This window comes from Aquimarina mytili (assembly GCF_016735115.1).
Taxonomy (GTDB): Bacteria; Bacteroidota; Bacteroidia; order Flavobacteriales; family Flavobacteriaceae; genus Aquimarina; species Aquimarina mytili.
On the sequence record NZ_JAERQJ010000001.1, the window covers coordinates 783,198 to 798,328 of the forward strand.

Annotated in this window: 15 protein-coding genes; 3 read left to right on the plus strand and 12 right to left on the minus strand. The window is 32.9% G+C overall.

Features of this window, described 5'->3' with window-relative positions:
* Window positions 1–14: 14 nt before the first annotated feature.
* The 4 genes from JJQ60_RS03465 to JJQ60_RS03480 form a co-directional block, all read right to left on the minus strand.
* Window positions 15–1,070 carry an alginate O-acetyltransferase AlgX-related protein gene (locus tag JJQ60_RS03465; RefSeq protein ID WP_201916643.1) on the minus strand — a complete coding sequence of 352 codons (1,056 nt, stop codon included), beginning with the start codon at window positions 1,068–1,070 and terminating at the stop codon, window positions 15–17.
* Window positions 1,071–1,073: 3 nt separating this feature from the next.
* Window positions 1,074–2,486 carry an MBOAT family O-acyltransferase gene (locus JJQ60_RS03470; protein WP_201916645.1) on the minus strand — a complete coding sequence of 471 codons (1,413 nt, stop codon included), beginning with the start codon at window positions 2,484–2,486 and terminating at the stop codon, window positions 1,074–1,076.
* A gap of 166 nt (window positions 2,487–2,652) precedes the next feature.
* Entirely contained in the window at window positions 2,653–3,111 is a 459-nt protein-coding gene (gene smpB / locus JJQ60_RS03475; RefSeq protein WP_201916654.1) for an SsrA-binding protein SmpB, read from the minus strand.
* A gap of 87 nt (window positions 3,112–3,198) precedes the next feature.
* The gene (locus JJQ60_RS03480; protein WP_201916656.1) at window positions 3,199–3,555 is read right to left on the minus strand and encodes a DUF3887 domain-containing protein; all 357 of its coding nucleotides are present in this window, start codon (window positions 3,553–3,555) and stop codon (window positions 3,199–3,201) included.
* A gap of 223 nt (window positions 3,556–3,778) precedes the next feature.
* Between JJQ60_RS03480 and JJQ60_RS03485 the strand changes: the two genes are divergently transcribed.
* On the plus strand, window positions 3,779–4,531 hold the full coding sequence (locus tag JJQ60_RS03485) for a DUF6503 family protein (RefSeq protein WP_201916658.1): 753 nt from the start codon (window positions 3,779–3,781) through the stop codon (window positions 4,529–4,531).
* Here the strand turns inward: JJQ60_RS03485 and JJQ60_RS03490 are convergent.
* From JJQ60_RS03490 to clpB, 4 genes are all read right to left on the minus strand, one after another.
* Window positions 4,528–5,040 carry a SixA phosphatase family protein gene (locus JJQ60_RS03490; protein ID WP_201916660.1) on the minus strand — a complete coding sequence of 171 codons (513 nt, stop codon included), beginning with the start codon at window positions 5,038–5,040 and terminating at the stop codon, window positions 4,528–4,530. The two genes, JJQ60_RS03485 and JJQ60_RS03490, sit on opposite strands and share 4 nt — an antisense overlap.
* Window positions 5,041–5,279: 239 nt before the next feature.
* A complete protein-coding gene (locus tag JJQ60_RS03495) occupies window positions 5,280–5,762 on the minus strand; it encodes an acyl-CoA thioesterase (RefSeq protein ID WP_201916662.1) in 483 nt (160 codons plus the stop codon).
* Between the two features lie 54 nt (window positions 5,763–5,816).
* Window positions 5,817–6,413 (minus strand): TetR/AcrR family transcriptional regulator, encoded by a 597-nt coding sequence (locus JJQ60_RS03500; RefSeq protein WP_201916664.1) that lies wholly within the window; start codon window positions 6,411–6,413, stop codon window positions 5,817–5,819.
* Between the two features lie 106 nt (window positions 6,414–6,519).
* Entirely contained in the window at window positions 6,520–9,120 is a 2,601-nt protein-coding gene (gene clpB, locus JJQ60_RS03505) for an ATP-dependent chaperone ClpB (RefSeq protein WP_201916666.1), read from the minus strand.
* Between the two features lie 202 nt (window positions 9,121–9,322).
* Between clpB and ytxJ the strand changes: the two genes are divergently transcribed.
* Window positions 9,323–9,718 carry a bacillithiol system redox-active protein YtxJ gene (gene ytxJ / locus JJQ60_RS03510; RefSeq protein ID WP_201916668.1) on the plus strand — a complete coding sequence of 132 codons (396 nt, stop codon included), beginning with the start codon at window positions 9,323–9,325 and terminating at the stop codon, window positions 9,716–9,718.
* Between the two features lie 80 nt (window positions 9,719–9,798).
* Here ytxJ and JJQ60_RS03515 read toward each other — a convergent pair whose 3' ends face one another.
* Together JJQ60_RS03515 and fahA are read right to left on the minus strand one after the other, a co-directional pair.
* Complete coding sequence (locus tag JJQ60_RS03515) at window positions 9,799–10,986, minus strand: hypothetical protein (RefSeq protein ID WP_201916670.1); 1,188 nt, start codon at window positions 10,984–10,986, stop codon at window positions 9,799–9,801.
* Window positions 10,987–11,093: 107 nt separating this feature from the next.
* Window positions 11,094–12,374, minus strand: a complete 1,281-nt coding sequence (gene fahA / locus JJQ60_RS03520) for a fumarylacetoacetase (RefSeq protein WP_201916671.1) — start codon at window positions 12,372–12,374, stop codon at window positions 11,094–11,096.
* 253 nt (window positions 12,375–12,627) lie between these two features.
* Here fahA and glyA point away from each other — a divergent pair, with 253 nt between their 5' ends.
* A complete protein-coding gene (glyA, locus tag JJQ60_RS03525; protein WP_201916673.1) occupies window positions 12,628–13,902 on the plus strand; it encodes a serine hydroxymethyltransferase in 1,275 nt (424 codons plus the stop codon).
* Between the two features lie 66 nt (window positions 13,903–13,968).
* Here the strand turns inward: glyA and JJQ60_RS03530 are convergent, their stop codons facing one another.
* Both JJQ60_RS03530 and lspA read right to left on the minus strand, forming a co-directional pair.
* Window positions 13,969–14,574 (minus strand): carboxymuconolactone decarboxylase family protein, encoded by a 606-nt coding sequence (locus JJQ60_RS03530; RefSeq protein WP_201916675.1) that lies wholly within the window; start codon window positions 14,572–14,574, stop codon window positions 13,969–13,971.
* Complete coding sequence (gene lspA / locus JJQ60_RS03535; RefSeq protein ID WP_201916677.1) at window positions 14,561–15,091, minus strand: signal peptidase II; 531 nt, start codon at window positions 15,089–15,091, stop codon at window positions 14,561–14,563. Before lspA ends, JJQ60_RS03530 begins: the two co-directional genes overlap by 14 nt.
* Window positions 15,092–15,131 lie beyond the last annotated feature (40 nt).

Below are 15,131 nucleotides of genomic sequence, written 5' to 3' on the forward strand. Positions count from 1 at the left end.
CTTCATCAAAATATTTATTTCACTAGAAGAAAGTCAACGTCTCTTTCAGCAATTTCATGTAACAAAATATCCGGTTTTTCTGATTCGATCAAATTTTCATCAAATACATAATCCCAAATAAAAAGAGAGTTTCCGAAATTGTTTACTAAGTACTTTCTAAAATAACCAAAAAACGAATCATTCATCGTCATTATTTTTAGATCATTGATATCATTTCTGTATCTTAATTCATAAAAGGATGGGTCTTTGTGATACCCTTTTCGTATGGTTAACGTCTTATCTAGTTCATGTATTTTTTCCGGATTTTTAAAATTAAAATGAATGAATGCTTCACTTTTTTCTAACCGTAAAATTTCATTCAGATCTCCGATAGGATCAATTGTGGTTTCAATATTCATATCATCTAAGGTATAAATATTGAATTCTGTATTGACAAAATCTTTAGTGATTTGTTTCATAATCGATCCAAAAGCATAAAAACCTGCATAATCGTTCCAGTGGGTATCTGTTTTATGATACAACCTTATGTTTTCATCTTTTGGAAAATCCGCGCCAAGATTAATAAAATTAATATCCAGAGTTTTGCAAAGCGAGTCTATCTGTTCAAGCTTGCTATTTCGATTATATTCTTTAATATCAATCATATCTCCATAAACACTATGTTTATTAGGTGCTACAGAGAGGTAAAACTTTATATTTCGTTCTTTAAGCCAATTGTTTCTATATGTAAGGATCTGTTTTAAGGATTCTATTTCTTTTTTATTAAAAACAATGATGCGTTTTGATTCTGATAAAGCATTGCTATAGTCATCTCCCAAAAATTTCCACCCATTTTTGACATCAACTACTTGTCTTCGCATAGGATTGGTTTCAAAAATATCATTCTTAATAGCGTAGTATATTTTAAACAAATCGGCTTTTAATGGAAAGTTTCGTTTAAAATTTAAGCTAATCTCTTTTTCAAGTTTGTTAACAGGTTTGACCTTGATTTTCAACACCGTAAAAACAAAAGGAATAGAAATCATTGTGATAAATACAATAATGAATATTTTGATTATTTTCTTCTGCATGGCTTAAAATCTAAAATATATAAATGGATTATAAGATCCAGCTGCGATATATACAATACATAACAGTAACATTGCGATTATGGCAAAATATCTTAAGATTAAGAAATTGCGATTTCTCATCCTAGCTTCAAGATATGGATACGTTGGAACAGCAAAAATAAGAGCTAAAATTGTCGTAAAAACTAGTTCGTTTGTACTATTGAAATAAGCAATAAAATCATTTACGGTTTCATTACCTTCTGTATACACGAACATGGTTTTGAGATAGGCTATTGATGATCCAAAATCATCTGCTCTAAATAAAGCCCATCCAACATTAACAATTAATAAGGCATATAAATGTTGAATAGGTGCCCAGGTTTTTTTCAATATTTTATCAAAACCAACTTTTTCAATGATAATAAAAGCACCGTGATATAATCCCCATATAACAAAAGTCCATTCGGCTCCGTGCCATAAACCAGTAACAAGAAATACAATAAAAAGGTTAAGGTATGTTCTGTATTTACCTTTTCTATTTCCTCCTAATGGAATATAGAGATAATCTCTAAACCATGTTGACAGAGATATGTGCCAGCGTCTCCAAAATTCTTGAATGCTTTTGGAAATGTATGGATAATTAAAGTTCTCCAGAAAATTGAAGCCAAACATTTTTCCTAGACCAATTGCCATATCTGAGTACCCCGAGAAATCATAATAAATCTGGAAACTATATGCGATGACCCCTAGCCAGGCGTTAAGTGTAGAAAAACCTCCTCCACTTTCTGTAAAAATGATATCAGCAGTACTGGCAAAAGTGTTGGCGATAATCATTTTCTTGGTTAAACCAATCGTGAAACGCTCTAAACCTTTTGCAAAACCAAAAAGACTTACTTCTCTGTCCGCGATTTCTCTTTGTATATCGATATACCGAACAATAGGTCCGGCTACCAATTGCGGAAACATCGTTACATAGGTGGCAAATTCGAGTAAACTTCTGTCAGCTTTTACATTGCCTCTATATACGTCTATTGTATACGACATGGTTTGGAAAACGTAAAAACTAATTCCTAACGGAAGAACAATTTCTGGAATATTATGTAGACTTTCGCCATTTATATTAAGAGCTTCAAGTAAGTTATATAGGTTGTCGATGGCAAAATTGAAATACTTAAAAATTCCTAACGTAATTAAATTAGTAAGTATTGATATTCTAAGACCTAGTTTTCTTTTTCCTTCTTCAATTAAAATACCACACTTATAATCAACCAAAGTTGAAAATATCATTACAAGTACCAAAAACTTCTCGCCATATGTATAGAAATAGAGACTGGCTACAAGTAAAACTAAGTTTCTGTACTTTTTTGGAACAATGAAGTACAATAGTAATGTTAAAGGGAAAAAAAGAAGTAAAAAATAGGCGCTACTAAATACCATGTTTAATCTTTGAAAAAATGCAAATATAGGATTAATTATTCAGTACCTTAATATTTAATTTTGATAAATACCTTATAATTGACTACAAATTTAAATGCCTTCTTGTGTTGTGTAATGTATTGATTATTAATTTTTTATATAAAAAGTGGTCTAGTTAATCAATTTGCTATCTAAAATCCTTTTTTACTCTATCTAAGGCTCTTTTGTTATCTCTATCTTTTATGGTTTCACGTTTGTCATACATTTTTTTACCTCTGGCAAGTACAATATCAAGTTTTGCTAATCCGCGATCATTAATAAATAAGCGAGTGGGAATAATGGTTAACCCACTGTGCTTAACTTCTTTTTCGAGTTTTTTTAGTTCTTTTCTGTTAAGCAGTAGTTTTCGTTCACTTTTTGGATTATGATTAAAGTATGTTGCATGAGAATATTCTTCAATATGCATATTGATTACAAATAACTCATTGTTACTAAACTCACAAAAGCTTTCAGCGATATTGGCTTTTCCTTCTCGGATTGCCTTTATTTCTGTTCCGGCGAGCTTTATTCCTGCAGTATACTTATCAAGAAATTCATATTCGAATTTTGCTTTTCGGTTTAGGATATTGATTTTATTTTGATTCATGTGTGCGCTCGAACTCGGTTATAAATGCCTACAAAAATACAAAGCTTTCCCGAAAGAAAGCTTTGTATTATGATATTTAAAAAGTTTTTAAGGTTCTTGAAACTGAATGGTCGATATTTTACCATCTGGACTAAGTTGTAGCTCCATAACAAGACTTATTTTATCAAATTCTGCCGTATAACTATAGATACCTTCGGTGGTTTCAATAAAAGTTAGAGATTTCAGGCTCCCAAATTGTTCATAACAGCCATTAACAAAACGAGTTACGCCTTCTTTATTCATAGCTTCTTGCATTTCTGCAGTATATAAGTTGTAAACGGCATCCACATTTTGCGCATTAAAATTTTCTTGAAACGCTAATGCCGTTTTTTCATACATCGCACTGTCTTGTGCAAAAGCAAAGGAAACTATGAAGAACGTTAATAGAAGTAATATTTGTCTCATGGCGGTCATTTTTTTTGAGATTTAGGGTATGCAAAATAATTATCTTTTTTAAATTTTAAAAAAAAGTTAACAATTAAAATGAATGCAACGGAAGGTTAGGTGGATATTGATTTGAGCCAGAAATCTTTCGGTTTATTTGGAATTCTTTGGCCTTTAGTTTAACAAAATTGTTACAATTATTAATAGGATATAGGTTAATTTCGTTTTTGTAAACGTGTTTTTCATGAAGCGATATTTATTTTTGATACTGGGTGTGGTACTTTCTTCGTTTATGATGTTAGAAACTCAATTTTCTGCTCAGGAAATAATTGATAAAACTATCCAGGTTTCTGGTGGAGAGAGATATGATAATGCAATCATTCATTTTAAATTTAGAGGCAAGCAATACCGAAGTGAACGAAACAAAGGGTTTTATACACTTGAAAGAAAAATAGATGGTCCGGATGGAGTAATTCATGATGTGGTTAGTAATTCTGGTCTTACACGAACTATAGAGAATTGTTCGGTGCCTGTTACAGATTCTCTGATCACAAAAATTAGCGATGGTGTTAATTCGGTACATTATTTTGCGTACTTACCCTATGGTCTTAATGCTTCTGCTGTTAGAAAAAACATAGTTGGAAAGTCTATCATTAAGGGAATTGAATATTATAAGATTAAAATATCTTTTAATGAAGAAGGGGGAGGGACCGATTTTGAAGACGAGTTTTTATATTGGATTCATAAAGAAAATTTTACCGTAGATTATCTGGCATACAAATATGCCGTTAATGGAGGTGGAATTCGTTTTAGAGAAGCATATAATCCAAGAATTATTAATGGAATTCGTTTTGTAGATTACAATAACTATAAAGCTTTGAATTTAAGTACTTCTTTATCCGATTTAGATGCGTTATTTGAGAAAGGAAAGCTCAAGCTTCTTTCAAAAATTGAATTGGAAGATATCCATGTCTATGTAAGCGATGATTGTTGTTAGTTAATATTCAGGATTGTATCTGTAATTATATTTTCCGTTATTTTAACTATAAATAGTTTGCCGTAATCTTTTTCGTTGATTTGTGAGTACTTTTCCTTTTTAAGGATAGTGTTCACAAAAAGTGGAGTAGTATTGCTGTGACCAACAATTATCACTGTTTTTCCCTTTGTTTGTTGCTGAAAATCTAAGTCGTATATATTTCTGGGGTCATACAATGATACTTGTAGTCCTTGATTTTCTGCAATAGGTTTGGCCGTTTGTCGTGTTCTAATATAATCAGTGGTATAGATCATGTCTACTGCAGTGTCAGAAAATAATTCGGCCCATTTTTGAGCTCTAATTTTTCCGGTTTCCGAAAGCAGGGGGTTTCGGTTCTTAGGTGTATTTTTTATCTCTTTTTCAGCATGTCTTATAAAGAAATAAGTCGTGGTCGTTTGTTTAATTTCCGGTTCTTGTGCAAAACCTACAAGAGAAAACAGTGCAAAAAATAAAACCAAAAGTTTCTTCATATAGGATTATAAATGGTTACGTATTCAAAAGACTAAGTAAGTTAGGTTGAAATTATACTATTCCAACATACCCATCTGCCATATTACAATAATCATAGATATAATAGCTATGATAAAAAATCCTATATAAATATAAGAGCTTTTCTTTTTATGAGAAGAGCCCAAATCGCCAGAAGATTTCATGATGGCATAGTTTTAAATGGTTGTCGTCTTTATAAGACGGATAAAAAAAGAAAATGTTACACTTTTTGTGGTTTAACATTCATAATTCTTTCTTCGAAATTTTTAGCACTAACAGGTTCGATTATACTTTTGAATAATTTCATAAGATCATCATCATGATTCCAGCGCTTTTGTTGAAGTAAATTAAAGTGTACAAATGTGCTCCATAGTATTGCTTTGAGCTCCGTTTTATCATGATTCCACATCTTAATTTCTACATGTAATTGATTTTCTGTGCAATGAATTAATTGAGAGTTAATAATAACATCTTCCATTAATAAAGCTGGTTTTAAGTACGCTATTTGATTTGTGCCAACAACCCAGCTAATACCTTTGTTTTTGGCAAGGTCAAAAATGTCAAGATCGTAATATTTCTCAATTTGATCTTCTCTAGCGTTGATCATATAGTTGATGTATGCGGCGTTGTTAAGATGATTAAAAGGATCACAATCCTGGAACCTTATTTTTGCTTTGCTTTCTAGTATTTTTGGTAGTTTCATATCTGTTAATGTTTGGTATATACCAATCGGTATATTATAAGTTAAAAAAATAGTTTATCGTTTAATTTCTTTATGAATCATACTATCTATTTGATCCATTGTTTCTAATAAATAGCTGTTGTCTTCAATGGTATGTGTCATAAAAATGGCACCACTTATCATGGTATATAATCGTTTTGCATATAACATTGTGTCAATATGTGGATGTATTTCATTAGCTAATTTTCCAGCTTCAATGATTTTAGCAACACTATTCTGTATTTTGTGTATGGTGTATTTTACATGTTGAAATAACTTAGGGTTTTGATGTTTGGCATCGACCCCCATATTAAGTACAGGACACCCACCAAGCTCTTGACTGTAGTTATAATAATTTCTGTAGAAATCTGTAACCAGGAATAATTTTTCTAATGGTGAATCACTCAAGGACTGATGAACCGTAATGCGACGTAACATATTTTTAACGGTAGTATCAAATGCAGCAAGGGCTAATTCTTCTTTGTTTTTGAAGTTGCCATAGATTGCACCTTTTGTAAGTCCTGTTGCTTTTGTGATATCACTAAGGCTCGTAGCGGCGTACCCATTTTTATTAAAAATAGGAGCTACTGTCTGGATTATATACTCAGATGTTTGTTTAGCTTTAGTTAACATTTTTAGGACTGTATGTGTCAAATATACTAAAAATATACCAATTGGTATATTTTAAAATAAAAATATAAGTTTAGAGTTGCGATACTCTAAACTTATATAATAGATTTTATGAAACTAGATCTGTTTGATTTCTAAACACCAGACTGTTATCAAATTCATCAATAAGAATAATGCTCTCAGTGGATATTTTACCGGCAAGAATTTCTTTAGATAGTTGATTCAGTACTTCTTTTTGTATTGTACGTTTTACTGGCCTGGCTCCAAACTCAGGTTGAAAGCCTTTTTCAGATAAATATACAATGGCTTCATTGGTGGCATCAAGAGTAATGTTTTGTTCTGCTAACATTTTGGATACGCTTTGTAGTTGAAGCTTTACAATTTCTGTAATATCTGTTTTGGTTAAAGGAGAAAACATTACGATATCATCAATTCTATTTAAAAACTCTGGACGTACAGATTGTTTTAGCAATCCAAGAACTTCAATCTTGGCGGATTCCATGGCTGTATCCATATCTTTTATAGTTTCAAATTTTTCTTGAATGATATGACTACCCATATTGCTGGTCATGATGATGATTGTATTTCTGAAATCAGCAGTTCTACCTTTGTTATCGGTTAGTCTTCCCTCGTCTAATACTTGCAATAATATGTTAAACGTATCTGGGTGAGCCTTTTCAATTTCATCCAATAAAACAACAGAATAAGGTTTTCTTCTTACTGCTTCAGTTAGCTGCCCGCCTTCATCATATCCTACATATCCCGGAGGAGCACCAACTAATCTGCTAACTGCATGACGCTCTTGATATTCGCTCATGTCTATACGTGTCATGGCGGCCTCATCATCAAAAAGATATTCGGCTAATGCTTTGGCAAGTTCTGTTTTACCAATCCCAGTAGTACCTAAAAATAAGAAAGAACCGATCGGCTTTTTCTGATCTTGTAAACCGGCTCTACTTCTTCTAACGGCGTCACTTACTGCTTGTATAGCTTCAGTTTGCCCCACCACACGTTTTTGTAATTCTTTTTCAAGAACCAGAAGTTTTTCGCGTTCACTTTGTAGCATTTTAGTCACGGGTATTCCTGTCCATTTCGCAACTACTTCAGCGATATCATCATTAGTAACTTCTTCTTTAATTAATGAAGAAGAACTTTGTTGCTCACTTAATTGTTTTTGCAGCGCATCTAGTTTTTCTTGCGCTTCTTTGATTTTTCCATAGCGGATTTCGGCAACTTTGCCATAATCTCCATTACGCTCAGCACGTTCGGCTTCGAGTTTATATTCTTCAATGCTGGTTTTTGTATTTTGTATTGCATCTACTACTTCTTTTTCGCTTTGCCATTTAGAAAAAATCTCATTGCGCTCTTCCTTGATATTGGCAAGATCAGCATTTAGAGCTTTTAATTTAGCTTCATCATTTTCCCTCTTTATAGCTTCTATTTCGATTTCAAGCTGCATAACTTTTCGATCCAATACATCAAGTTCTTCGGGTTTAGAGTTGATTTCCATTCTAAGTTTAGAAGCTGCTTCATCCATTAAATCAATGGCTTTGTCTGGTAGAAATCTATTGGTGATATAACGTTGAGATAACCCTACTGCCGCAATAATGGCTTCATCTTTTATACGCACCTTATGATGTGTTTCGTACTTTTCTTTAATTCCTCTAAGAATAGAGATGGCACTTTCTGTATCTGGTTCATCTACGATAACTTTTTGAAAACGTCTTTCGAGGGCTTTATCTTTTTCAAAGTATTTTTGATATTCATCTAAGGTGGTTGCTCCAATAGCTCTAAGCTCGCCTCTGGCCAGAGCCGGTTTTAGGATATTTGCTGCATCCATAGCTCCTTGTCCACCACCTGCACCAACAAGAGTGTGTATTTCGTCTATAAATAAGACAATATCTCCATCGCTTGTAGTGACTTCTTTTACAACAGATTTAAGACGTTCCTCAAATTCGCCTTTAAACTTAGCACCTGCAATTAATGCACCCATATCTAATGAGAAGATCTGCTTATTTTTAAGGTTTTCTGGAATATCTCCTGCAATAATACGATGAGCCAAACCTTCGGCAATTGCAGTTTTACCAACTCCAGGTTCACCTACTAACATTGGGTTGTTTTTAGTTCTTCTAGAAAGGATTTGTAAAACTCGACGAATTTCTTCATCACGCCCAATAACCGGGTCAAGTTTGCCGTTTTCTGCCATCTCATTAAGATTTTTGGCATATTTACTCAACGCCTGGTAGGTTTCTTCAGCATTTTGAGAAGTTACCCGTTCACCTTTTCTAATTTCATTAATGGCTTCAGTGAGATGTTTTTCCGTTACTCCTTGATCTTTTAGGATTTGAGCTATTTTACTTTTAGATTTAAAAATTGCTATAACTAAATGCTCGATTGACACATATTCATCATTCATTTTTTTAGCAATTATACTGGCTTCATTCAAAGACGTACCGGCTTCTCTAGATAACTGAATTTCGGCACCGCTTACTTTTGGAAAACTCTCTAAGGTACTATCCAATACTTGTTGTAAGAGCGAAAGGTTTACGTTTAGTTTTTTTAACAAAAATGGAAGTACATTTTCGTCTACGTTAAAAATAGCTTTGAAAATGTGTTCATTTTCAATGAGCTGATGTCCGAAACCTTGAGCAAGCTGTTGCGCTTGTTGTATGGCTTCTTGTGATTTTATAGTGAAATTATTAAAATTCATTTATTATTTATTTTGAGTTTGATTGTAGAAAATCAAATAATATTCCGATTATAGAAATACGTCAAAATGTCTTGTTATGTGTTGGTTTTGCTGACTTTTTGACTTATTGTAAAGTTACGGAAATCATAACGACAAAAAATGAGAATAGTCAATTATATAAATCAATTACTTAAGTTTGTAATAAATATAGTATAGGAAAACAATGGGAATATTTAATAAGATATTTGGTTCTGAAGCAAAAGAGCCTAAGGAAGAAAAACAGGCGTTACCATGGCAAGAGCTAACCTCGATTGAGCAATTGGCTAAAATAGCTGAAGCTTCAAAAACAAAAACACAGGCCATCTTTAAGCATTCTACGCGATGCGGAATTAGTAGAATGGTTGTTCGTAATTTTGAGAGTAGTTTTGATCTTACCGCTGATGATGTTGATCTGTATTATTTAGACTTATTAAATTACCGGGATGTTTCTAATGAGGTATCTGCTAAGTTTCAAGTTTTTCATGAATCCCCTCAGTTTATTGTGATTCGTAATGGAGAAACGGTGCATCACTCATCTCACAGTATGATTACACCTCAAGTGTTACATCAATTTATATAAATTATAATAGATATATGTATAATGAAAAAAAGGAGTCAATTATATTGGCTCCTTTTTTTGTGTTTGGTGTGCTATGCAAATTATTTAAAACGATAGCTGGTAATGATATTTTTTATTTTATTCTTTAGGTCTTCACCAGAATCATAAACCATTTGTTCATTAGTTGGGAATTGAACTGCTTGCAACCCTAGATATCGAACTAAATCATCATCTAATGCTCTTTTATCCCCATTATACGTAGCATAAATATGTTCAAAAATATATTCGCTGGCTATAGGGAATGACTCTAAAAGTTGTTTTGTTCTTAGGTTTTTGTATTGTACATTTCCAACTACATTAGCAGCTTTAAACTGTGTGAATTCGTAATATTCGCATACTACGGTGACCATTCTATCTACTTTTATTTTGTTTCCTTCTTCATCTAAAACAATTTCATCATTTTCATCCAGTAAATATTCCCAACCATCTTTAACTTGTTTCTCTCTTTCTAATTGACGTTCCTTTACACGCTCTGGAGAGATGTTTATTTCTCTTAAAGTAACCTCCATTGCATAATCATATTGGACAGTATTTTGTGGTTTGCTATGGTAAACAGTCCATAAATCATCGAGGCCATATGTGCCAAAATTTAATAAATCTGTTTCTAATCGTCTAGGTATAATAACATCGGTTCTGTTTTTCATGGTAACTCTTACAAAATCTGTCCCCTTAATATGAGCTTCCTCGATTAAAGCTCTAGTATTTTTATAGTTGGGAGTAATCTTATCTAAGTACATTAGATCATCATACACTTCTCTAAAGTCTATTTTTCTTTTAGCAGAGGATAGTCTTGCATTAGCCGTTTCATATAGATATTTTGAAAGTTTATCCTTTGTACTTATAATTTTCTGATCATAATTCTCTAATCTAAAATTAGCATTACGACCTTGCTCAACCATATAAAGTGGTAATAACGGTTTTATACGTTCTTGCCTGTCTTTTAAGGTTAGATATGTATTATATGTACGTTCTAGATTAGCAGGATTGCCTTCTTTTTCTAGATAGGTAATGGTATTAATATCTCTTTCAACAACTTTGATAAAGGCTTCTTCTAGCATTAGGATATAAGGTTGTTTCCCTTTTTTGTCTTTATTAGTTTTAAGCTTGTTCAAGGCAATGTTTATTGCCTGATCATAATTTCCTGTATTAAGAGCTTTCTGGGTTTTCTTTACACTGTTACATGAAAAGGTAACGGCCAGTATAAACGATAAAAGTAGTAGTTTTTTCATTTCTCAGTTTGTTTGATTTGGGTATTAAAATCAACTTTGATGCCACAAAGTAACAAAAAACCTCGAAATTTAATTTTTTCGAGGTTTAATACTACTTTGTAATGTCTTTATTTTTTAAATACGGGGAGTAATTTGGTGGATACTTCTCCAAAACCAATTCTCACATCGTCTTTTTCACAATATCCTCTCATAATAACCGTGTCATTATCTTCTATAAACTTACGACTACCGCCTGAGTTAAGTTGAACAGGTTTTTCTCCTCTCCAGCTTAGTTCTAGCATAGATCCATAAGAGTCTTTGGTAGGGCCAGATAAGGTTCCGCTACCCATCATATCTCCTGAGTTTACAGGGCAACCATTAACTGTGTGATGTGTTAGTTGTTGTGCCATATTCCAATACATATGCTTGAAATTACTTTTGCAGATCACAGTCTCTTCTTCTTTTTCTGGTTGAATGGCAACTTCTAAATGTATATCAAAACTCTTTTTTCCTTCATATTGAAGATAAGGAAGTTGTTTTTTTAAGGGTTTAGGTCCGTTTGTTCTAAAAGGCTCTAAGGCATCTAAAGTAACAATCCAAGGTGATATTGATGATGCAAAGTTTTTTCCCAAAAAAGGACCTAATGGTACATATTCCCATTTTTGGATATCACGAGCACTCCAGTCATTAAATAATACGAGTCCAAATATATAATCTTCTGCTTCTTCGATAGGAATAGGTTCTCCTAATTGATTAGCATCGGTAGTGATAAAAGCCATCTCTAGTTCAAAATCTACTAATCTTGAAGGTCCAAAAATTGGCTCTGTTGCTCCATTGGTTAGTTTTTGTCCTTGTGGACGATGAATTGGGATGCCAGAAGGAATAATAGAACTACTGCGCCCATGGTATCCAACAGGTAAATGTAACCAGTTTGGCATTAACGCATTTTCTTTACCTCTAAACATTGTTCCTACATTAGTTGCATGTTCGATACTACTATAAAAATCTGTGTAATCACCAACATTGACTGGTAATTGCATTTCAATTTCATCAAGTGTAAATAGAACAATTTTTCGATGTTCTTTATTATTTTTTAGCGCCTTATTCTCGGTATCAAAAATATCTGCAATTCGATTACGTACCAACCTCCATGTTTTTTTTCCATCAGAAATAAAATCGTTTAACGAATCCTGTAAGAAAATATCATCAGTCAGAGGGATTCCTTCGAAGTACCCAAGTTGATGAAGCGCACCAAGATCAATAGCGGTGTCACCTATCCGGGTTCCGATAGTAATAATATCATCTCTGGTAAGAAATACTCCAAATGGAATATTTTGTATAGGAAAATCTGTATTTGAAGGAGTTTCAATCCATGTTTTTCTATTGGGATAATTTGCTGTAATCGGCATTGTAGTTTTTTTAATATGTTGTTGGTCGTTCTTATAATCAAATATATAATTTTCGAACGGTTAAAAGTTTCTAATTATGTGAAAAATATATAAAATATTGATAAGATTTTCTAGTAGCCCGATTTAGAGGCAAGAATCCAATTAAAATTTATGAAAACTGTGAACAAGTTGTTTATATTTATTAGGGTTTGTTTAAGCTGAATTAAGAAATGTATTTCCTACTTTTGCATCTTTATTAACAAACTAAGAATACATGCAACGCGACGAACAAATTTTTAATTTAATCCAGGACGAAAAAGAACGTCAAATTAATGGATTGGAATTGATTGCTTCAGAAAACTTTGTTAGTGAACAAGTAATGGAAGCAGCAGGATCAGTACTAACCAATAAATATGCAGAAGGATACCCTGGCAAACGCTACTATGGTGGATGTGAAGTAGTGGATGTTGTAGAGCAAATAGCTATTGATCGTGCCAAAGAATTGTTTGGAGCAGAATATGCTAATGTACAACCACACTCTGGATCTCAAGCCAATACTGCAGTGTATCATGCATGTCTAAAACCGGGTGATAAAATACTTGGTTTTGATCTTTCTCATGGAGGACATTTAACTCATGGGTCCCCGGTTAATTTTTCAGGTAAACTATATAATCCTGTATTTTATGGGGTAGAAGAGGAGACAGGTAGATTAAATTATGATAAAATTCAGGAAATTGCCACTGCAGAAAAACCACAATTAATTATTGCAGGAGCTTCTGCTTATTCAAGAGAGATTGATTATAAAAGATTTAGAGAGATCGCAGATAGCGTAGGAGCTATTCTTATGGCTGATATTGCTCACCCTGCTGGATTAATTGCCAAAGGTGTGATTTCTGATCCGGTACCGTATTGTCATGTAGTTACAACGACAACTCATAAAACATTACGAGGACCTAGAGGTGGATTGATTATTATGGGTAAAGACTTTGAAAATCCATTTGGCATTACGCTAAAAAGCGGAAAAAAACGTATGATGTCTTCTTTGTTAGATAGTGCAGTATTTCCTGGTAATCAAGGTGGTCCGTTAGAACATATAATTGCAGCAAAAGCAATCGCATTTGGTGAGGCCTTGACAGATGAGTTTTTACATTATATCGTACAAGTGAAGAAAAATGCGGCGGTTATGGCTGAAGCTTTTGTACAAAAAGGATATAAGGTGATTTCTAATGGTACTGATAACCATATGATGTTAATTGACCTTCGAAACAAAGAAGTAACAGGAAAACAAGCTGAAGAAGCACTTGGTATTGCAGAGATAACAGTAAATAAAAATATGGTACCTTTTGATGATAAATCTCCGTTTGTTACTTCAGGAATTCGTATTGGAGTATCGGCTGTAACAACTCGAGGCTTAAAAGAAAAGGATATGTTGGCTATTGTAGAGCTTATTGATAAAGTAATTGCTAACGTAGATAATGAAGATGCCTTACATGCTATAGCAGATGAAGTTAATGCAATGATGGCAGATAAGCCTCTATTTGTAGCATAAATTATAGGAAGTAGAGTATAGAAAAACGCGTGATTAATAGTCATGCGTTTTTTATTTTTTTAGGGTTTAAGAGTGGTTCCAATTATTGGGATCATCACTTTCGTTCGGCGAGAGGCCTATTATATCACCATCCGTATTTACGCCAAGACCTACTACAGTTCTATTTACATAGTTAAAGTAACTAACTACTTGGTTGATTTCTAATATTTCTCCATCTGATAGTTGTTGTTCTCTTAGGATATGAATATCTGCTTCTGTAATGGTGTTATGGGATAATGTTAGTTGTTTGGCATAACGCAACCCTGCTAAATATTGATATTTGAAATGATTGTGTGTTTCGTCTTTTAATAAACAAGAGATTATTTCTTGATACCTGGAGTCATCATTCAATAACCGTTTTAATCCGGCTGAGTGATGATCAACACAATAGCTACATTGATTTAAACTGCTGACATAAACACCAAGTGTTTCTAGATACCATTTGGGGAGGGTATTATTGGAGTTGTGTAATACGTTTTTGTATAATCCCATATGTCCAACAAGCGTATGCGGTCTTAGACTGTGTATTGAAAGTACATTGTCAATAGTATTGTTGGGACCTTTTATACGATTATACAGTTTTTTTAGTTGACCAGTGGCGTTATCATATGATATTTCTTTAATCCAACTCATGTATTGAGGTCTTTTGGGTGAAAAAAGTTTCGTTCTTGCTTAAAAAAGTACTTAGAATAATTAAAACAGAACCCGTCATAATCGAAACATCGGCTATATTAAATATTTCAGTCTTTATGATACCTAAATCCATAATTAAAAAATCAGTAACAGATCCATATACGATACGATCAAAAAGGTTTCCAATTCCTCCTCCAATAATAAAAGCAAGCCCTATTATTGTTGTTTTGGAGTAGTTTACTTTAATAAGGAGTAATCTTAGTAATAGTAATAAGACTAATATTGGCAGGATTTGCAATACTAGAATTTTCAATACAGGAGTTAAATCAGAACCTAAACTATATGCTGCTCCTGTATTCTCAACTTTGGTCAGTACAAAATTATTCTTTAAAACTTCTATTCGTTCATAAGGTTCAATGGTTTTTCGAACAATACTTTTAGAAATTTGATCACAGCTTATATTTAAAAATACCAGAGACAGAATTGCTATAATTCTTGTTTTTTTAGAAACCTTCATTGATGTCTTAATCTAGGGGGATGAATTTTTCAAAAATACT